General features: G+C 28.7%; 15 protein-coding genes. All 15 read right to left on the bottom strand.

The genetic code is table 11. From position 1 onward, the window contains the following. Positions 1-314: 314 nt before the first annotated feature. The 15 genes from DAD81_RS19450 to DAD81_RS20775 all read right to left on the bottom strand — a co-directional run bounded on the left by DAD81_RS19450 (position 315) and on the right by DAD81_RS20775 (position 21,032). Entirely contained in the window at positions 315-782 is a 468-nt protein-coding gene (locus DAD81_RS19450) for a UpxY family transcription antiterminator (RefSeq protein WP_111710070.1), read from the bottom strand. Positions 783-1,627: 845 nt separating this feature from the next. Continuing rightward, positions 1,628-2,458 (bottom strand): N-acetylmuramidase domain-containing protein, encoded by an 831-nt coding sequence (locus DAD81_RS19455; RefSeq protein WP_111709988.1) that lies wholly within the window; start codon positions 2,456-2,458, stop codon positions 1,628-1,630. A 187-nt stretch (positions 2,459-2,645) separates the two neighbouring features. Further along, positions 2,646-3,923: an ATP-binding protein gene (locus DAD81_RS19460; RefSeq protein ID WP_111709989.1), complete on the bottom strand. Its 1,278-nt coding sequence runs from the start codon at positions 3,921-3,923 to the stop codon at positions 2,646-2,648. Between the two features lie 325 nt (positions 3,924-4,248). Continuing rightward, a complete protein-coding gene (locus tag DAD81_RS19465) occupies positions 4,249-5,529 on the bottom strand; it encodes an eCIS core domain-containing protein (protein WP_111709990.1) in 1,281 nt (426 codons plus the stop codon). A 142-nt stretch (positions 5,530-5,671) separates the two neighbouring features. Next, on the bottom strand, positions 5,672-6,760 hold the full coding sequence (locus DAD81_RS19470; RefSeq protein ID WP_111709991.1) for a M12 family metallopeptidase: 1,089 nt from the start codon (positions 6,758-6,760) through the stop codon (positions 5,672-5,674). Between the two features lie 62 nt (positions 6,761-6,822). After that, the gene (locus tag DAD81_RS19475; RefSeq protein ID WP_111709992.1) at positions 6,823-8,262 is read right to left on the bottom strand and encodes a contractile injection system tape measure protein; all 1,440 of its coding nucleotides are present in this window, start codon (positions 8,260-8,262) and stop codon (positions 6,823-6,825) included. Continuing rightward, entirely contained in the window at positions 8,246-8,842 is a 597-nt protein-coding gene (locus tag DAD81_RS19480; RefSeq protein ID WP_111709993.1) for a hypothetical protein, read from the bottom strand. Before DAD81_RS19480 ends, DAD81_RS19475 begins: the two co-directional genes overlap by 17 nt. A gap of 17 nt (positions 8,843-8,859) precedes the next feature. Further along, positions 8,860-11,361, bottom strand: coding sequence for a hypothetical protein (locus DAD81_RS19485; RefSeq protein ID WP_111709994.1), 2,502 nt, complete (start codon positions 11,359-11,361; stop codon positions 8,860-8,862). Beyond that, positions 11,358-14,369, bottom strand: a complete 3,012-nt coding sequence (locus DAD81_RS19490) for a hypothetical protein (protein WP_111709995.1) — start codon at positions 14,367-14,369, stop codon at positions 11,358-11,360. The genes DAD81_RS19485 and DAD81_RS19490 overlap by 4 nt, the downstream gene beginning before the upstream one ends. Further along, entirely contained in the window at positions 14,366-17,584 is a 3,219-nt protein-coding gene (locus DAD81_RS19495; RefSeq protein WP_111709996.1) for a baseplate J/gp47 family protein, read from the bottom strand. Before DAD81_RS19495 ends, DAD81_RS19490 begins: the two co-directional genes overlap by 4 nt. 5 nt (positions 17,585-17,589) lie before the next feature. After that, on the bottom strand, positions 17,590-18,006 hold the full coding sequence (locus tag DAD81_RS19500) for a GPW/gp25 family protein (RefSeq protein ID WP_111709997.1): 417 nt from the start codon (positions 18,004-18,006) through the stop codon (positions 17,590-17,592). 122 nt (positions 18,007-18,128) lie between these two features. Continuing rightward, the gene (locus DAD81_RS19505; RefSeq protein ID WP_111709998.1) at positions 18,129-18,422 is read right to left on the bottom strand and encodes a PAAR domain-containing protein; all 294 of its coding nucleotides are present in this window, start codon (positions 18,420-18,422) and stop codon (positions 18,129-18,131) included. A gap of 1 nt (position 18,423) precedes the next feature. Next, positions 18,424-20,097, bottom strand: a complete 1,674-nt coding sequence (locus DAD81_RS19510; RefSeq protein WP_111709999.1) for a phage baseplate assembly protein V — start codon at positions 20,095-20,097, stop codon at positions 18,424-18,426. 3 nt (positions 20,098-20,100) lie between these two features. Next, a complete protein-coding gene (locus DAD81_RS19515) occupies positions 20,101-20,862 on the bottom strand; it encodes a CIS tube protein (RefSeq protein WP_111710000.1) in 762 nt (253 codons plus the stop codon). Further along, complete coding sequence (locus tag DAD81_RS20775; RefSeq protein WP_157961198.1) at positions 20,859-21,032, bottom strand: DUF5908 family protein; 174 nt, start codon at positions 21,030-21,032, stop codon at positions 20,859-20,861. Before DAD81_RS20775 ends, DAD81_RS19515 begins: the two co-directional genes overlap by 4 nt. Positions 21,033-21,035: the final 3 nt, after the last annotated feature.

Below are 21,035 nucleotides of genomic sequence, written 5' to 3' on the forward strand. Positions count from 1 at the left end.
TTTATACTTATTAATTAGAAATTTCTAACACTGCTAAAAACAACGAATGACCAAGTAATAGTAAATACTATTAACAGAACGAATAAAATAATTTGAGTTTTTTTCATAATTTTTTTTTTAAAGTTTGTAATTTCATGGCTTCGCCACATAAATCACATAAATGTGATTTACAAAATGCTTAGTTGATTGAGATTCTTGTTAAATAAAAACTTTATATGAACCTCTAATAAATTGATATTTTATAATAGGTTACTAATTCCAGTTTGTTTTATTTTATACAATTTTAAATTCGTATTAAATAAATGAACTAAAATCTATCTCTTCTTTTGCATGGTAATTTTAAGACCTAATCCTTTCAATATTATTTGAACTCGATTACCATTCACCTCGTTTACAATTCCTTCTAGATTTTTAAAATGCCCTTCTTTAATTGTATATTTATCTCCCGGACTTAAATTTTGAAGTTTAAAATCCATTGTCTCATTTTTAATCCATTTTTGAATTTCGGTAATCTCTCTATTATATACTATTGCCGGTTTTCCTAACCAATACATATAACGAACAATTCCTTGAACAGAAAAAGCCTTACTACGTTCAACTTCTGGCAATTGAACAAAAACATAACTTGGTATTAATGGAACTGTTACTTTCTTCTTTCTATCTGACCATTGACGTGTTTCAACAATCATTGGACAATAGGCTTTAATTCCTATATTACTTAATTCTTCAGCAACCCTCTTTTCCTTCTTAGGTTTTGTATATAAAACATACCAATCTTCCATATAACATTTAATTTTAGAATTAATAATAATTTTCACTTTTAAATAACTATGGAATTTTTAGATATTTCAATTGAGTTTACTAATTTTTAATCCCTATAATTATAAAATTTATTTAATCTTTATTTTTATTGAATTCCATGGCTTCGCCCTGAAAGTCACATAATTTGTCTTTCTAAAAAATGTATATCTAATTAAATAGATACTATTAATTTTGGGGTTGTTGTAATTACAAAAGGGGTATTGCAACTACTAAAGGGGGTTATTAAAAATACTTAGGGGTAATATTAATTGCAGGGGGGGCAATTTTATGGGGAAGAAACTTATTTCAATCAAAATAACTTTCTTTATTTATTCTGTAAACATAATATTATTTTTTAATTATAACTAATTATAAAAAAAAATATTTATTTAAAAATATATGTTTTTTTACCTCCTACTCTTTATCTACGGCACTTCAAGGTCTTTCAACCTGTTAATTTAATTGTATAAAAAGGTAAAATACAATATGCTAAATAATTTTACTTATTGCTAAAAATTAAAAATTAAATACTATTTAAGATGAATCTTCAACCAATAGCGTGATACTAATTTACTTAAATTAAGTTAGAATATCAATTAAAATGAGAATAAATTAATTCTAACTTTATTAAGAAGAACAAAAAAAATTACTTCAACAATATATTTAACCTTCTTTTTTATGAGATTAAAAAATTGAAAAGATAAAATCTCATCTAGATTAGAAATTACATTTTCTCTGTCAATATGCTTAAATTGAAAGCATTAATCAATTTACCTATTTAACCATATTAAGAATAAGGTTATTATAAAACTTGATATAGTACTAACTAATTCCATAACTTATATTTATTATATGCATTCTCTAATTTTATATCATATTTGTTTTTTTCATAGGCAGCACCATTATAACCTTTAGCGAAAGATGCCCAATTTTTAGATTTTAGATGATGAATAAGTCTATTTGCTTCGCAAAATTTACCAAAAGCAGATAAATGCGCTTTTTCATGTGTGTACATTTGTGATACAAAACTATCAATACTTGGAAAGCCAACTAATTTAAAATTAAAACCCATTATTTGAAAGGATCCATAGGAAGCAGATGCGTATGCAGCTTCGTGTACAGCATCTATATCACTCATTCCTGCAGCTTTTTCAAGTCTATCATACTCTTGTTTCCCTCCTTCATAATACTTTTTAGCCCATTTTTCATAGAGTACATTTTTTGTGTTATTTGAAACAAAATCTTCGGGGTTAAGACCTCTCTTTTTTAACTCTTTCCAAAAAATATGGCCTTCAAATAAAATACGTGGACGTCCATCAAGTAAGAACCCTTTCCCTAAGCTTTCTATTTCATTTACAGCTTTAACAACTGCTAATTCTAAATTATAATGATCTGCAAAATCTTGTAAGTCATTCTCTGATAAAAATTTATCATTAAATATAATTAAAGCATTTTGTGCTTCAATAAGTTTAGACCAGGTTTTTGCACCTACAATACCATCTATAATCAAACCATTTTTTTTCTGAAAATCCATTATGGCATTTTGACTGTCTAAACCAAAATAATTAGAAATAACTACGGTGTATCCTAATTCTACTAATATTTCTTCTAGTAAATGAACATCACTACCTGTACTGCGGTATCTAATTGTTTTCATAATTTGTTTGGTTTTATTATTACATATACAATTTCTATTCTCCTTTTTTTAATTATATTTTTTTTATAATTCATTCATGATAATAAAATCAAAAAGATATATTCAAAGTTACTCTCAAAGCTAAATCTAGACTTTAAAAAAATATAACAACCTTTTTATTCGTTTTATAAAACAAAAAAAAATTTAATCAATGCAGTTTTGTAAACATTTTCTCTTCTTTTTGAAACTCTATTCTTATAGCGTTTAGAATATTTTCTCTTGATATTTTTTTTTCTTTCTCTTCAGCAGCCTGTAAGCAGCTATATGTTATTGTATTCACTATTTGAGCTCCAGTCAGTTCGTAAGCTTCTGCTAATTTTTTTAGTAAATTTTCATCGACAGAAATAGGTTTTGGAATTGCCATTTTCCATAGTTGTAATCTTTCTTGCGCATTGGGCTTTGTAAACATAATCATGGCATTAAACCTACGTATAAATGCCTGGTCAATATTATTTTTATAATTACTAGCCAAAATTACTACTCCATTAAAATTTTCAATTCGTTGTAATAAATAACTTACCCCTTGATTTGCAAAACGATCTTGAGCAGAACGAGTATTGGTGCGCTTTCCAAATAAAGAATCTGCTTCATCAAAAAAAAGTATCCAATCTTTATTTTCTGCTCTAATAAATATTTTTTCAAGATTTTTTTCAGTTTCTCCTATATATTTAGATACTATTTGTGATAAATCTATACGATAAACAGGACGATTAAATTCTTTTCCTAATAACGACACTGTTAATGTTTTTCCAGTTCCTGACGGGCCGTAAAACAATGCTTTATACCCAGGAGAAACTCGTTTTTCCATTGCCCAGTCTTCACGTAAGGTTTTATGGTGCTTAATCCACAAGCGCAACTGATCAATTTGTACAAGCGTTTTTTTATTTAAAACTAAATCTTCCCACTCCATTAATGTAGAAAGCTCTTTTGCAGGGAAATCAGGTCCAAATTTTGGTTTCAGCAGTTTTCCATACATTAATAAACTAAGGCTTTCTTGTGGTAAAATAATTTTTCCACTCATAAAAGGCATTCCTTCTTTTACCGAAGATATATATAAAATTTGCTCTTTAAAAAACCAATGTTCCGTTTCAAAATATGATTGTAGTAATAATCGTTTTTTAACATCATTTCTTCCTGTAATATGTTGAATAGTCTCTCCGGTAGGTTGCATGCTTCTATATTGCTCATCTTTAATACCTCCCCATTCTGGAAATTCTCCTCCATTAGGATGTAGTTCATTAAAAATACTTTCATAAAAACCGGAAAAAACATGAGGAGCCAATACCATTAAAATAATTAAAGCTTCTTCTTGAGAAGTTTCTCGTTGTAATATTTCAGAAAAAGTATTACGAAAATCTAAAGTTTCCCTCCCCTGTTCTTCTTGTAATTGTTGAATGATGTATTTTCTTAGATTTTGAAATGGCATAGGTTTCTTATTTTATAAAAACATTTTCTTAAAGTATAAACTCCTTTTTACATACTGATTAATAAGACTCAACAGTAAACTCATCCTATTATTTACATTTCTTAGTTCGTTTAATTTATGTATTACCCAATCTAAAACAATATTATTTTAGTGATTTAAATTTGTCTCATTATAATCCATTTTAAGCAAAACAATAATGCATCAGATTTTTTTACTTATTTATTATTTTGTGTAGATAATTATTTTATGAAAATTAATTCATATCTATTATATTTAATAAATAATCAAAAAATGTTAAATCAAATATTTTTTAAAGTTACTTTTTTTAGCTGCAAGAGTTATTTTTACCACCACAGGCAGATTCAAATTCATCACTAATAGCAATATTATTTATATCTGCTACAAATTGCTCTATACAATGTGCATTCCCCATAGTTCTACCATTATAGTCACTTGTATTAAAAAATGTATGAGAGGTCTCATGAATTATTGTTAAAGCTCTATCCGGTAAAGTTGAGCTATTCCAAAACGGTAAGCAAAAATATATTCTTCGTAGACCAAAACTAGCACCAGCCCATGTATCGGTTCCGCAAAAGGCATAATCTGTAATACAGGTATATTTCATAGTTCCACTAGCCAAAATTCTACGTATTTCAGAATACCAATGTATTAATCTAGTAGCTCCTCTGCTTCCCCTCCAAAATGAATCATTTTCAGAATTAAATCTTCTAAATCTAAGATTAATTGAGGTGCCAAAACAATCAGAAAATGTGGGCCAACCAGGTGTTTCTCCTTTATTTACAATTTCATTTCTATAATATTCTAATTCTAAAATCACATTGTCTAAATAAGATATTGCAGTATTATTTGCAGTTTCTATGAATCCTACAGGATCTAAATTACCTATAACCCTCATTGTGGGGTGGTCTGGATCATAATTTCCACAGCTAACATCATTAGTTTCAACTGATTTTTGTATCATCTTCCTTTGAATCCCACCCTGCTGCAAAGTATGCGTCAACTCATGTGCCAATAAATGTTTGCCAGAATTAGAACTCGGATTGTATTTCCCTTCATTAAAATAAATATCATTCCCCACAGTAAAAGCTTGTGCATTTAATTCTTTTGATAATTGAATTGCATTGCTTCCTGTATGAATTTTCACATCTGAAAAGTCCGTTCCAAAACGACTTTCCATGTAATTACGAGTATTATTACTCATATTATTTCCACTTCCTTTGCTACTGTTAATTTGCGAAGAAATTTGGTTTGAAGCTGTACTTTCTCCCGATGAACTTAATGCTGATTTTTGAATATATGGCGAAATACTTTCTGCTATTGGTTTTTTTTGGATTTCTTCCTTTTCACAATCAGAGCATTTACGTTGTACTAAAGCACCAGTTTGTAATTTTGCTTGCACCTGAGCATCTGACATGTTTACTACTTTATCTGCAACACTATCTGCTTCTATTTCATAAGCGTCGTCTGATGCACCAATACTTAGTTTTTTTTGAACAACTAACGGACTAAAAAAAGGATTGTTCTTTTTTGATGCTGCTTGGTTATTCGCTCTATTTTCTTTTTTTTGAAATATTACAGTGTTCATAATTTCTAAAATTTATGGTTATTCCTAAAGTTTACAAGCCCATTAGAAACCTTGTTGTTCTTATAATTAAATAATTAAAAGTAAGATCTTTAACTTCACCAATGTCTGAGTTATTAATTTAAATAAGTATTCAAAAATCATATTACCAAACCATTATACAAGTATTTCCTGCACTGGTTTTATAGTAAAGCTTTAAATTAATGATGTATTTTTTATTTTTTAATAGCTTTAAATTTATATGTGAATTTCTATCTTCTCCGCTATCATCATCACCAGAAATATATTCGTTTTCTCCATCTACAACTTCAGACAAAACCATAACTGTATCCATAAATCCAAAAGTTTGAATGGTGTATGTTCTGGTTTCTTCTGGTATAAATACAAAATTAGCCTGCTCTCCATTTGCTAAAGAAATTACCTCTGAATGAAATGGTTTTATATCTAAAAAAGTTCGTTTATCTATTTTAGGATAAAATTGTTTTACCCAAGTAATATCACGTTCTGAAAGTCCGTCTTCTGGAAATAATCCATTTTGATATTGTGATGGAGACATAATCATACCATTTCCAAAAGGATAATGCATAATAGAGTTTGGATCCCAACTAGAACCTTGCACTATATCAGGGTTTATTTTTCTGATAATATTATGGAAGGTTTTATCTCTACTCCAAAAATTAGGGGCCCCTGCCAATTCATTATAAACAGCTTCTTCATTCCATATAATACCTGCATTAGGATTTTGATGTTCATGTGGCAACCCTAAAGCATGGCCTATTTCATGTAAAATAGTATCCTGGTCGTTTATTATATCCCAGCCAAAATTCATTGTTCTTTGCTCTTTGGGAATCCCCCAGCTATCTCTTCCTACATAAGACCAGGCTCCTTCTCCTTTGGCAAAACCAATGCGAATGTGAGATTCTAATATGTTGCTTGTTTCTTCAAATTCTAAACCTATACCTAAGCTTTTCCATTTTTTAAAACCATTTTTAACCGCTACCTCCTCTGTATTGGTTCCTTTCCATAAGTTATTTCTTTGATTGCCTGTACTATCTGTAACTGTTGAAAAAAAAGAGTTGTCTTTAAAAAAATAGTACTTTAATACTGTTCCTGCTACCCATTTTTTTTCCATCATAATAATGGCTTCCATCCTAATTGGATTCATTCCTACCTCAAAATTTCTACTTTTTATCATAGGTAGGTTACAATAGTGATTTTTGTGTACTGCTTTCATAGTTTATTGTTTTAGTTAGTAATAAATTTTAAATTCTTAATCAACTCCTTTGGTTTGTTAAATCAAGTCCAATAACAGTTTAAGAGTTCCTTCATCCAAGGAGTTTTTATCATTCCCAACCCCCAGGGTAATTGATCAAGCAGTATATCTATGCTTTGTTGTTCTGCTACAAGTTTATAATTTCCATTTGCTATTATTTCAAGCTTTCCATTTCGTTGTAAAAAACTTTCTTGTAATCCAGAAACTGATGTGTTTTTTAAAACTTTCCAATGTTCAATAACCGATTTTAATAAACTCTCACATTGTTTTTTTTCGTCTGAAGTAATTTTCCAATCCGTAATAACCGGTTGGTTAATAGGAACTCCACAGAGTATTTTGTTTAAGATTAAATCATTTTCAAAAACGTCCTCTTTACCTATAATAAGGTATTGTAATAAAAGCACTGCTCTATGCTTTACTTGCGTATTTTTCCAATGATTATCTTTTGTTAAATACCCTATGTTTTTAAACAATAATTTTAAAAAAGGATGAAGAATTATTAATCCAGAATTTATGATATACCAATATTCTGTAATTGCTTCTTTTTCTTTCAGATTGTTATAATCTTCTAGAACTTTAGTTATAACATTATTTAAATCATTGTCTTGTTTACTTCTTGCAATTTCATTTTTACTAAAATCATTTATTGAAAACTGTTCTATTAAACTACTTAAATAAGTTTCTTTTTTAAAAGTGGTTTTTAAATGATGAACTATATTCTTTGTTGCACTAGAATTAAATCCAAAATAGTTGTGGCAATCTCTAATTATTGTTTCTTTTTCTGATTTTATTAATCTATTATTTCTTTTAAAAAAAGCTAACCAGTAGAAATAATTAAATAAATTTTCATAATGTTTAAGATTGGATATTTTTATTTTTTTAATTTCATTTTGAAATCCTATTAACGAATTATCTTCAGTAAATAATAATGTTAATTTTTGGTGAATGTCTTCTGGAATATTTAAACTCCACCTTAATATAGCTGGTATATTATTTGCTAAATTATTCATTAGTTTTTGAGCAAATACATTATCAACTACCAATTCATGATAAATAACTAATAATTCTTCAGAAATAGCATTACTTTTTAGTGTACCGGTTAACAAATAATCTATAAATAATTGTTGTGTATATAGCTTGAAATCTATTTTTTGATTGCTATTTACGGCTCCGTCATTTTGATAATTAATACTGTTAATATTAGATTGAAAATACGTTTCAACTTGAGAAAGACTCTCCTCTACTAATTTTTCTTTCCAGTTTTTTAAATTTGTATTTGGAATAGTAATGGGTAAATAATCAATAGATATAACATTGTTTGGGTTATCATATTGTTTAATAAGAGTATCTAGTTTAGGATATAGATTATATTTCAGTACATCCGCAACTTCATCTTTTAAAAGATGTGCAGTTTGTTCTTTTGAACAGTTAATATGAATGCTATGTTTATGAATTAGGTGCATGTAGGCAAACTGTTGTTTTTACTTTAGCCGAAGAAAATTTCATTTCAGGTAAACTTGAGAATCCTAAAAAATCAAATTCAACCCATAACCCATCTGAATTACTTATAAAAGTAATTGTAATAGATAATGGTAAATGCTGTTTTGCCTGTGTAGCAGCATTAGCATTGGTAGCTCTGGTAGTTGTTGTTATGTCTACTGGAACAACAAAACTGAAAACAAGTTTATTTTTCTGTATTTTAGTTATAATCTCTTTTAACTCTTCTTCTCTATCTGTTTCAAGAGAAAAAAGATACTTGTTTAAATCGTTTATTTTACGAATTCCTAATTCAAAATTAAAATTGAATAAGTCTCCAGCCTCTCCTTTAAATCCTGTTAAGGACGATTCTAATTTATTCCTTCCTTCATCAATTCCACTAACAAAAAAGTGAAAAGAACCTTGTTGTTCTGTATTTGAAATAGGTGTGGATTCTGTATATTCCAATACCTTAGTTAAAGTTTCTCTTACTCTTTCTGCTTTATTTCCTATTCCATCTTGTATTTCATTTATAGCTTTTACAGCTTGATTTCTTGTTGTTGGCATAATTATATATTTTTTAGTTATAGTTTATTTGTGAAAAAGTCGTTTTTATCAAAATCATCTCCATCAAAATCTGCAACTATTGGTTCAGTATTTGCATTTTCTAGTATTAGATTTATGTTATTTCCATTTGAACAGCATATATAAGGCAAGAAAAAATCAGCTAAAATAATTTGATTAGGAATTGTTTCAATAGTAGTTTCTATTGCTTCTAATTCTGGCTGCTTTTGTATGAAAGTATCAATATATTTTTCTAAATGTGTTGCTTTTTCTTTTGGCAATTGAGTTGAGGCGTAACTTGAAAACATTTTTTTAAAGTTCGCTAAATGTGTACCTGTTGTTTTAGATACATTTACAATACCTTTATATTTCACTATCTTCTTTTTTTCATCTTTAGTGAAAATATCCTTGCTTTTATAAGCTGTTGCATCTTGATAAATCATTATAAATGTTCCTCCTTTTGAAACACCTGCTTTATGTTCCATACCTGGATGTTTCTCTATAAATTTCTTCAAGGTTATGTCTTCTCCAATGGTAGTCCATTTTTCTTGAGCAGCTTGAAATAATGCTCTAAATTCTCCTTTTTGACAAACCAATACAATCGCATCTAAATGATCTATAAGATCTTCAGCAAAAGTTGGGTTTTTATCGTTAGGTAAATTTTTAAAAATTGCTTCTCTTTGTTCTTCTGCTTTTCCCTCTATTTTTTCATAAGTATTAATAAAAGTGTAGTATATCTTAATAAACTCAACTAAAGATTCCTTCATTAAATTTCTTCCTTTTTTTAAATCTCTTATAAAAATGTTTAGAATTGTTGTGTTACTAAAATAAGGAGTAATAGCGTTATAATTATCTTCAAACCAGTCTATTAATTTTCCAATTACATTTTCCCAATCTCTACTAACTAAATCATAATCTAATTCCATATCACCAAAATCACCTTTAAATATGCTAATATCTAGTCGTTTATTTTCATATTCCGTTGCATTTAAAGCAATAACTTTAAAAGGTAATCTATAAGAATTTTTAATGGCTTCTAAAGTTTTTAAAGCATAAGTGTACTCTTGCCCTACATGCCCTTCTATTCTAAAAAAGTTATAAGATTCTATATCAAATTTTAATGGAATATTTATAGCATCATTATCTGGGTTGTATTCTTCAGAATGATAACTAAGTATATTATGTTGTTTGTTTTTAAAAGTGAGTTTTGGAGACCATTTATTATTTAAATCTTTTATTTCATTATAATAAAATGGAATTGCTCTTTCAGATAGTTGTTGACTACCTAATAATGATGGTGTTATTTTAATTCCTTTTTTTTCTACTTCATTTTCCCGTAAACTAAAATAGTCAATCTGATGAATTAATTTCTCTAACAGAATTTGTAATTCTATTTTATTATTATCAGTTTGAGCTAAAATACCTGTTTTAATAAAGGTTGTTCTAAAATAATGTAAATTACTATCTAGAGGTAATTCTTTTGTTGAAAACTCTGTACTCCCCAATAATAGATGAAATGGGAATTTTTGTTTATTAGGACAACATACCTCTGGGTGACAAGTATGAAAAGTAACAATTTCATTATAAGTTGCTACTATGTCAGCCATCCAATCCCAAACATATTGTTTATGAAAATTATTTATATTTTGTTGTATTAATTCTATCCTAGTTAATACATTTCCTAATCGTCCATATTTTGATAAGGAACTAAAAGAATTATAATAACGTTCATATACTTTTTTTATAACTTTACTAATGTTGTTTTTGGATGAATCTATAAGCTCATCAAACAATGAAAGAACTTGAGCACCTGTTACAAGATTAGTTTTAGGAGTATTATATCTAGGCAATACAAGCGTATCAAAATGATAATTTACACACTCATTTAAACCTAAAGGGAATTTTTTAATAAAGCTTTGTTTTATTAATAATGGTCTAATTTTAAACTCAATATGTTTTCCACTTTCTTTACAATCTGTAGTAACACAGTTTTTTTCATTCATTAAATTCACCTCTAACAAAAGCATTACTATTTTATCTTTTAAAATAGCTGTTGTTAATTTTTCAACCTTTTTAACGCTATTGTTTTCTTTTTTAAGATCTGTTTCTTTTATAAGTTCTTCAATTTCTCCTAGAGAATGATAAAAACCTTCAGTTATTGCTGTTTCTTCATCCAAAATCTCTGAACTACGGTATTTGTAGATTTCTTTTAAGTAATTTTCATTACCAAAATCAGGAGCTAAAAAGTTATCAGAGATTGTTGTTTTTTTATAATAAGTATAACTACCAGCTTCAAATGGAATTAAAAATCCTAAGGATGTAATTCCAGTTCCACAGCTAATATTTATTGTAGTGGCATTCGGTTTTTGTAATTCCAGTCCACACACAATTCCCATACCTAAAAGATGGATTCGTGAAGCTCTATCTTGTTCTTCAAGATAACTCACCAGTCCATTTAAATGCTTTTGACTAAGCACCTGATCGGCTTCAAAAATAGGATATTTTGTATTTAGTAGTGTCATGATTGTATATTTTGTAATGTCCCCAAGGAACTGTTGTTTAATATGATAGGGTTATCTAACTCACTTTCTTTACAGTCATATAATGTACCTTCATCGTAAATAGAATTAAGTTCTTTTAATTGTATAATAAGAGCTGCTAATGCCGAGCTATATAAATTCTTTACAGATTCATCTAAAGACTCATTGCAATAGATTTCTTTAAGTGTTTTATATGCTTCAATCCATTTAGAATATACTTCTTGAAAGCGTATCATATCCTCTTGTCCAACCCAACAAATTTTCATTAATACGTGAGCTGGTGCTTCTTGTCTAATTATTTGTTCTGCATATTTTCTGAAGTGCCTATTTCTAAAACGTGCTAACCAACCAGGCAATACCATTGTTACTTTAAATGAATATGGATCATTGTTTACTTCTAAATTACAATCATCATTTAAACAGACAGATAATAATTCATTATCTGGAAATAATGGGCGTAATAATAGATGTTCAATACAATAAAAATTTTCTAATCGTGTATTTATTGCTTGGTACAATTTTGAGATATAGTCATTTGCATCTTTTTTAGAATTAAAATTCTTTATCAATTGTACTATTCGTTTTCCATTCTTATTTATAAAATGAATACGATTATTTGCTGTATTTGAAACTCGATAAGAACTACTATTATTTATAAGTAGGTGTGCTAATTCCCAACGCTCTTCTAAAGTTAAAGAATTGTTATTAAAAAGCTTAAATTGTAATATACCTATCTCTGTTTCATATTTCCAGGTTGTTTTAGGCTGTATATCAACAATATTTTTTAAATAAGTATTATTAATACCTAATAACCCAGCAATGCGGTTTTCATAACCTCCACGTTCTCCTATTCCCCATTCATGTAATAGATTTATTGATTTTTCTTGACAATAATTAATCCCTAAACCTCTGCCATAACTACGTTTTGGGTATTGGCTTAAGAAATTTTGTTTATCTGTTATTAGTTCTTCTTCTTGAATCGCTAATTCTGCTAGTCCTTGTGCATTTTGCTGCATGGTAAACATCATAAAACTATAGTCATTAAATGATTCTCCAAAACGAGCTAAAAGATGATCTAATACTCTATTTCTACGGTTATAAAAAAGCTTTTTATCTTCATAAACAGATCTTCTTTCTTTTTTTTCTGAAGGAGATAAAACCTCTTTAAATGTTTTTGCATATACTTCTTCACTAAAGTCTTTTGCTTCAATTCCAGATATTTCTTTCAAATACTGTGGAAAATATGTTTCCTCAATTGGATTGATATCAAATAGATCTTTAGCTTTATAAAGTTGATTAAAAAAATCAGCTAACATTTGATCAAAATGCTGTAAATATGCTTTTAATTGTTTTGCTTGTGCTTTACGCAGTTCAGTTGCCTTATTAGACAATTGTCCTTTACCAATTCCATACGTTTCAGGAAAGTCATCTTGAATAGTAAAATATTTATCAAGTTGATAATGTGTTCCTTTTTGTTTTGGAAAATCTTTATCATGCCCTTCTAATTTAAAGGTGTCATTTTCCGTTTTTAAATAATATATACCTTGTTCAATTTCTAGTCCGTTTTTATCAGGAATAAGAAATGGTATTCCATCTCTAAAGAGTAATAATTTTGATTTTTGTAAGTTAAAAACTGGTTTCTGTTTACCATTAAGTTGTATGCACCATGGTTCACTTTTAGCATTTTCTATTGGGTTATCTAATTCATTATAAGCAGTTAACATTAAATTATTCACTGCTTTCACCCCTTCAACACCCATTAAATCTGCAATTATATCTGACGCATGAATACATGTTGGAAGTTGGGTGTTTTCTATTTCTTTATCAATTAAAAAACCATGCTCTAATTGTGGTCCTGAGAAAATTTCTTTAGGATTAAACCCTTTATCTAACATCTGATTTAAAGTATAAAAACGAATAGGAGGATTTAAAATAAAATCTATAGTTTGCTGTATTTTAGCCAATACTTCTTCTGCATCAGCAGTTGTCTCTAATTCAATATCAGCACAAATTCCTATTTCAATATCAGATACAATATCAATACATAACCAATCTTCAGTAAAATTTCTATTGTTATTTAATCTTTCTTTTATTTTAATAAGTGTAATATCAAAAGCTTCTTTTTTACCCAAAAAAGTTTCTATAACATCAATTATTGGATCACTTTTTTCAAAATGAATTTTTAATTCAGTAAGCTCCGTATTATCTTGAGGTACTACAGTAAATGTGTGTGTTTGTAATGGGTTTACCTTTTGTTTCACAGTAATTTTCACAACCTCATCTACTATTTTTACGGTTTTTCCTGTAATTTTACCAAGCGTGTTTATGTCTTTTAACAGAAAAGCTTTTTCATCTGTCCAAGCATTAAATTCGGGAACAATTTTTACTTCAATAAACTGATCGTCTTTTGACCAAGAATACAGTGTACTAACTTTATTTAATTCTCCATATTCTATATTGTCACTAAATTCTACAATTACTTTATTCAAACCACGTATAGGTAGTTTGGATAGTGAATTATTATATTTGTCTTTATTTTTTAGACTAAGTTTATCTTCTTTCACATTAAGATAAATAGGAATTTCATTAGTTAAAGGTTTATAATACCCTAAATCATCTTTAATTTCTTGGTGATGTATTATCCAAGCATTATTTACCCCTTCAATGTCTATAAATAATTTTCTATAATCTAAGTTGGTTAAAGCCGCATTGGTTAATATTTCTCTTGCTGAGAAAAAAGTACCATTATTAATATTCCCATTTTCATCTGATAATAAATCTTGAATATCAAAATTTGTACGATATCCTAATTCACTAATAGCATAAGCTAATACCTCTAAAATTGTAATTCCTGGGTCGTGCGTATTATAATCCGTCCATAATTTATGAGAAAGTGTTTCTATATATTTTAAACCTTCAGCTCTAAGAAAAGAAAAATCTTGCGATGGTTTTAAAATCCTATTTTTTTTTATGTGGTATTCCGTTTTCATGAGCAACAAGGTTTGTTAGTTAATATGAGGTGTTCATGTGGAATAAATAGACTGTAAGGAGTATTAGGAATAATTTTATTCACTACTATTTTACTTTTGCTTAAATCTATATTTTCAGAATTTTTTTTAAGCGTATGATGTTTTACTACAAAATCTGAGATATAATCTACAAATAATTGTTTTTCAATCAATTGTATGAGCTCTGATTTTTCAATTTCCGATTGAAAAGTAACTTCCTCAGTATTGTTATAAGCCCAAGGACTCAAATACGTATTAATTACATCTTGCAACTGTTGTTTGTAAATAATTTCATCTCCTCCTGGTATTTCTCTATATGTTACTTGAAATTGTAATTCTAACTTTTCAAGTTCAGGTGTTTTTACATTAATACGAACATGTGGTGATGCTTTTTTCTCTAGAAACATTTTTATTCGAGACATTGTACCTAAGTCTACCAAAGGTTTCCAAATAATATTTGTTTCTTTTCCTTTGGCTTTTGCCACGGGAATTATAGTAACATAACCTGCTCCTGTATTGGCTATTTCACCTATATTCTCACTTTCTCTTTTATCATATCTAAAATGATTTAAGCATTTCACTCGGAATACTTCAGGAAAATTATCCAAAATCAACTTTTCATAATCCCAAATGGTAATGGCTCTGTCTTTATGTCTTAATCGCTCACTAACTCTTTGATAAAAAAGAGCATCTGTCTCTTTAATTTTCCCTCCAAAAGATGTGTAAGGTTGAGAAATTGACTTTATCTCATTTTTTGGTTTATATAATTTAGAAATGGTTTCTGCTTCAGTATTTTCAGTAAATAGAAGTCCTGAATTTTCAAAATCAAAAAGTGTTGCTTTTAAAGCTTGAGCGTGAACTCCAAGAATATCACAAACTGCATCAAGAGCATTGTTATTTTTGTTTGGAGCAACAATTTTTATCCAAAACACGTTAGAAAAAAATTGTGTTTGTTCACTTAATTCAATTGTTTCGGGAACTGTAAATTGCACAATTCCTGACTGGGTTAAATTATTAGTTCCTTCAATCAAGTTTCCTTTTTCAAAAGATTGCCATATATTTTTATTTAGATACTGCCATTCTAAGTTTATTGTATTTTGCCTAGGATTTGCCGTACCTTCTGCTACTTGAATTAAGAGATTAATAGCATTTCCCGGAAGTGTATTTTTAAGTCCAATATAAAAAACTCCTTTATCTTCTATATCCGGAAGAATTGTTTTGGTTAAAGTTGTTAATTCTTTATAACCACTTGGATAAAGGTGATAGCTAGAAAAAGAGTTTCCGCTAGACCCTATTATTGTTCCTATTTTTATGGTGTCTTCAACTTCATACCAAAAAGTAATATTATTTACTGTTGGAATGTACGGAAGTGTTGTTTTATCTGATGCCGCTGTTATATAATTTTCTAAATATTTTTCATTACCATAGTTTGCTAAATTCTGTAAACTTATTTTTACAAAGCCTTCACTATCTTTTTCAGTTAATGGTAAATTTTCAGAAAAACTGAACGATGTTTTACTGAGATTTCTAAAAAAATATAATGAGTTCCAACTTCCTTGACTTCCAGAAACTTCTGAACTCCAATTTCCTTGTTTTAAAAACTTTAAATCGGTATTTTCAGGTAAAAACCAATCGTTTTTATCAGTTTCAATATTTAGAAGCCCTATTGCTCCATTTTTTTGAAAAAACTCATTACAAGAAAAAACCATTCCATTTCCAGTTCTTGGAACAGCTCCAAAAGGTTGAAAAGATTTTGTATGATCTACTTCTCCTACATCAGAAAATAAACGGAATTGTTTGTAATCCGCTACATTTACTTTAATGGTAATAGTTTCAAAAGAGGTTTCATGTAATTTACCTTCTTTTGTATTTATTTTTAATACAGGAAAAGGTGTATTTAGTTTTGCTCCTTCGTGTAATTCTGAATTAAATGGAATAATAGCTTTTTCATCTGTAGTAATTATAAACTGTATTGCATTGGGATTTCCAGTAACATCTTCTGGAGTTAATTGTATCCATTCTTTTGCTCCTGTTAGATAAAAATTATAATGGTTTTTATCTATTTGAGCCATCCCATTAAAGGTTAGCGTTATTGTTCTTAAACCACCACGTAAAAACAATAATGGACTGGCTATTGCAAGCCCTAATTCCTTCGATTTTTTTACCTTAGGGAAGGCTTTAAAATTATCTCCTGAAGCATTTTTATCTGTTAAATCTTCAAAATAATAAGTAGTATTATTTCCTATTGCAGCTCCATACAGATTTAAAATTTTTGCATGATTTATAGCTGTATCTCCTGTAGATTTATAATATTTATTTTTTCCTACTTTATCTTTTCCTGCTATAAATACACTGTTTTTATCCACCAAAAATGGAATTTGGTTTTTATTCGGTTCAATACATAAATGAACATAATCCGGTTTAGCAGTCTCAGAAGAAAGATGCAATATTTTTTTATAATAGAAATCTAAATGACGTTTTGTAAAATGATTAAGATCTTCTTGAGCAATTCCAAAGAGTTTTAAAAAAGCTAAAAACAAAGCATACTGAGGTGTATGAGATGCATAAGAATTTAGGTTTTCTTGTAATTGAATACTACTTTTTTTCTTCCAATCATTTAGTAAGCCAAATAAATTTTGAATTTTCTTGTTAAATAAATGATGTTGTAATGTAAAACGCACATCGTCTATATCTGCTTCTTTTGTAGGTGTTTCCAATCTTTCAACTATCATTTCTAATAATGATTTTATTGTTGGAACAGTTGCTTTTAAATATTCTTTAAATTGTATTTCATTTGAAATATGTTCTATTTTATCTTCAATATTTTTAAAAGTATTTTCAATATTTTTAAAGAAATCAACTATTATTTTTCTTCTAATAGTAGCATCTGGTTCAAAAAGTAATGTCCTTTTTTTTAACTTTAAATCTGTTAAATATTGATTAGTATCTAAAATTGAGATTTGTGCCAATACAGCTGTAGATTCCCATTGAAAAAAAGAACTCCAATTTCCTAGTAATACATTATTAGGATTATAATAATTAAGATGTTCTGATAATGTATTTGTAGCTATAATGAAGTCTTCAATAGTACGTTCATCAACTTTTATATAATCAGTTTTTAGAGCATGGAGTATCCGAGAAGTTTGTGTACTTCCAGCAGAATTATGAGTTGCTATGTCTGGTTGGCAATTTGACATGTTTTTTATTTTTTAATATATGTTCCTTCTTTTATATAGAAAGGATAAACATAGTTTAGTCTTGAATTTGTAGCTCTAATAGTATAATGTATTTGTATGTTAATCATTCCTTCAATCATTTTATTTGGATTCGTAAAAAAAATATCATCTAATATAATTCTAGGCTCATGCATTGTAATAGCCTTTTCAATAATTCTTTTTACTTTGGTTAAAAATGTTACCGTTATAGTTTCAAAAGACATGGTGTTAATTTCACAACCATAATCTGACCTTAATACGCGCTCACCTAAATTGGTGGTTAATAGTATATGTAAACTTTGTTGAATATCTTCTGCATCATTAACCATCTCTACAGATTTTTCACTAAGGTTAAATGTTGGTGGAAAACTCCATCCTGTTCCTAAAAAATGTTCTTTTTTCATATGTCTATTTTATAATTTTTAAAGGTCATACTTCAACTCCGTTCTGTACAAGCAGGTTTTTCGCTACTTGTATTTTGTTTGGTCATAAACTTTTCAACATTCTAGTCTCATGTTTTTTTAATTTACCCTCCTATTAATACTGTTGCACAGCCAATAACTATAGTGCCACCATGCGCTGTACTATCTCCCATTCTTGCAGCAGGTTTTCCCCCAATAAGTACTGTACTTGACCCTGCTATTATTGTGTCTGGCGGTCCACTACAGGTGCACATATCTCCAACTACTGCAGCAGGTTGCCCACCAATAAGCACTGTTACGTTACCTCCTGGTAATATGGGTCCACCCACATGAGGAGCTCCACCTGGATTTAACATCGGGCAAACGTGCATGTCATTTAATCTTGCTGCTAATCCCATATTAATTTAGTTGTATTAATGATCCTGATATTTCCATAACTCCTGATGCTTTTATAGTGTTTTGAATACCTTCAATAGTTATATTTCCTGATGCCTTTAGATTAATATCACTGGCACTTTCTAACGTTATACCATTTTGATTCATTATTAGTTTATTTCCGTTTTCGTCTTCTAAAACAAATCCTTTTTCATTATCACTTATTAAAAGTTTATTTCCATTATCAGTACTTATTTCTACCGATTTGTCTTCATCATTTATAAGGATTTTTGTGTTTTCTTTTGATACAAACCCTTGTACATAATTGTCTTCCGTTATAGGTAATGGTGGTGGATTGGCACTACTATATAGTTTTCCAAGAATAACAGGAGTATCTGGATTATTATTGAAACAACCTATTATAACTTCATCATCTATTTCAGGAATAAAAAATCCCCCACGTTCATTTCCTGCTTGAATAGAAGAAAGTCGTGCCCAAACACCTTCGTCATTTTCTGGTAAGGTTGAAGGGATTCTAACTTTAATTCTAAATTCATTTTCGGGGTCATCAACAATTTGTGTAACAACTCCTATTTGTAATCCATTAACATTATTGGTTTGGCCTATACGTTGAGCAGTATTTGTGCTAGATGAACTAATATTTTCCGCAAAAGAGTTATTGTTTTCTAAACCAAAATTATATGATGTATCCCAACACCCGTTTTCTATAATATGATGCTCTACGCTAATTAATAATGGTTTTCCATCAATTTTAGAGTTTACTTTTTCAGTTTGTAAATATTCACCACATTTAGTGCTAATATTACCATAGGTTTTTAGTTTTCCTTTAATGCTGACTAAAGAGTGTTTTGCAGCCCTTGCTTTTGCCATTTGTTCAATGGTTTCCTTTTTATAGCTAATAGTTCCCATTTCTAAAACTTCAGTTCCAGATGTATTTGTTGCTTCTGTTGGACTAGTTACTGTTATTGTTCTTTGATCTTTAGGATTCCAATATCTTAGCTCTACATTACCAACAATTTCTTCTTCTTTTGCTTCAAATTCAAATACATTAGTACCGTTCTTGGCAACATATTTTATAGTTTTTTCGGGCTCAATACTATTATAAATGTTATACTCTCCTTCACGCATATTGGTCATAAAGCCCAAACTATCCATATATCCAACAATATAATCCCAAGCGGATGTCCCTGGGTTTTTAGTAACAATTTCTTCTCCGTAAGTCTCTAAATCAACTGATCCATTTTTAGTTACATTTACTTTCTGTAAAAAACGATTCATTTTAGTTTCAAAATTCTCATTAGCCACCTGTTCTAATTCAGCAATTAGGTTTATACTAGTATCTTTACAATCTAATTTAATTTCAAAACCAACTTCTGGATATACATTTTTTTCTAATCTGAATATCATCCCTTTAAATATGGTTTTCATTCCTTCATTAGAACTTATTTTTATTTCTATAAGTTTATTTATTTCTAAACTGACTTTTTCTAAATATTGCTTTCCTGAACCAATATCTGGGTTAGCTTCAATAAATCGAAGTTTAGCAGAAGGAATTTTATTTAATTCATAATGAATTTCTACCTTTTTAAGATAAGTATGTAACTCTGTTAGAACTCCATCTATATGAATTTCTATTTGAAGCACTTTGTATTTTGGTATGTATGGCGTTATACTCATTTTTTATTTTAATGGTGGTAAAATTATGTTTTGACCTGCAGATAGTCTCTTAAAAGTCAGTAAATTATTAGCTTTCGCAACATCAATATAATATTGATTTTCGTTATATGTTTTTTCTGCTAAGAGTGTTAGTTTATTATGCTGCTCAATTATTCTTTGATGCGTAACATCTGGAGATTGTTGATTTTGTTCCGCTTGCATTTCTTCATAAGATTGAGTTCCTTTAAACTTACATGTTGCCGTAGCTCTAATTGGTCTTCCATCTTTTCTAAACATTTTATATTGAACAGTTATACTTGTAAGCCTACACTCTAAGAGATAACCGCCCCATATTAAACGTAGATATCTAGTTTGGTGTTTATCTCCGTTATATCCTGATACTAATTTTTTAAATTCTTCTAATTCTTCTTCAATAGTTGCAGCTTCTTCAAAAGGGTTTCCTATTGCTGGTTTTAATACATCAATTAAACTTTCTCCTAAAGGAAGTTTTGTTACTTTTCCGTCTTTAATTTTTGCTGGAGGTATTACTCCTGAGCTATCAAAAATAAAATCAAAACTTACTTCCTCACTTCCAATTTTATTAAACTGTAAACTCTGATTAGAAGTACCTATAGCTTGTCCTTCACAGAATTCTACATTTTTATTTATAGTATAACTCTCAGGGTTTACCTGAACAAAAATGGTTTTCAATGGTAGATTAAATCCATCATCTGCATAGACTTCTATCCGCATTTTATCTATTATTCCTAAGGCTCCTCCAATCATCTCTCTTGCTTTTCTTTAAGTATTTCTAATATATTTCGAGTACAAGTTTTTATAATTTCAGCTTTAAGCTCTTTTATGTTATTAACAGAATTAGCAGTTGTTTTATATTGCTGTTTCTGTGAATCGTTTACTTGTATTTTAATATGTAATTCTTTAATTTCTATTGGCATGAT

This window comes from Lutibacter citreus (assembly GCF_003260195.1).
GTDB classification, from domain to species: Bacteria; Bacteroidota; Bacteroidia; order Flavobacteriales; family Flavobacteriaceae; genus Lutibacter; species Lutibacter citreus.

What these genes read in the sequence shown, in the direction of transcription:
- DAD81_RS19510 (WP_111709999.1), bottom strand. Translation starts at nt 20,097, where the DNA reads ATGAGTATAACGCCATACATACCAAAATACAAAGTGCTTCAAATAGAA.
- DAD81_RS19490 (WP_111709995.1), bottom strand. Translation starts at nt 14,369, where the DNA reads ATGAAAACGGAATACCACATAAAAAAAAATAGGATTTTAAAACCATCG.
- DAD81_RS19485 (WP_111709994.1), bottom strand. Translation starts at nt 11,361, where the DNA reads ATGACACTACTAAATACAAAATATCCTATTTTTGAAGCCGATCAGGTG.
- DAD81_RS19450 (WP_111710070.1), bottom strand. Translation starts at nt 782, where the DNA reads ATGGAAGATTGGTATGTTTTATATACAAAACCTAAGAAGGAAAAGAGG.
- DAD81_RS19475 (WP_111709992.1), bottom strand. Translation starts at nt 8,262, where the DNA reads ATGCACCTAATTCATAAACATAGCATTCATATTAACTGTTCAAAAGAA.
- DAD81_RS19460 (WP_111709989.1), bottom strand. Translation starts at nt 3,923, where the DNA reads ATGCCATTTCAAAATCTAAGAAAATACATCATTCAACAATTACAAGAA.
- DAD81_RS19505 (WP_111709998.1), bottom strand. Translation starts at nt 18,422, where the DNA reads ATGGGATTAGCAGCAAGATTAAATGACATGCACGTTTGCCCGATGTTA.
- DAD81_RS19470 (WP_111709991.1), bottom strand. Translation starts at nt 6,760, where the DNA reads ATGAAAGCAGTACACAAAAATCACTATTGTAACCTACCTATGATAAAA.
- DAD81_RS19480 (WP_111709993.1), bottom strand. Translation starts at nt 8,842, where the DNA reads ATGCCAACAACAAGAAATCAAGCTGTAAAAGCTATAAATGAAATACAA.
- DAD81_RS19515 (WP_111710000.1), bottom strand. Translation starts at nt 20,862, where the DNA reads ATGATTGGAGGAGCCTTAGGAATAATAGATAAAATGCGGATAGAAGTC.
- DAD81_RS20775 (WP_157961198.1), bottom strand. Translation starts at nt 21,032, where the DNA reads ATGCCAATAGAAATTAAAGAATTACATATTAAAATACAAGTAAACGAT.
- DAD81_RS19500 (WP_111709997.1), bottom strand. Translation starts at nt 18,006, where the DNA reads ATGAAAAAAGAACATTTTTTAGGAACAGGATGGAGTTTTCCACCAACA.
- DAD81_RS19465 (WP_111709990.1), bottom strand. Translation starts at nt 5,529, where the DNA reads ATGAACACTGTAATATTTCAAAAAAAAGAAAATAGAGCGAATAACCAA.
- DAD81_RS19495 (WP_111709996.1), bottom strand. Translation starts at nt 17,584, where the DNA reads ATGTCAAATTGCCAACCAGACATAGCAACTCATAATTCTGCTGGAAGT.
- DAD81_RS19455 (WP_111709988.1), bottom strand. Translation starts at nt 2,458, where the DNA reads ATGAAAACAATTAGATACCGCAGTACAGGTAGTGATGTTCATTTACTA.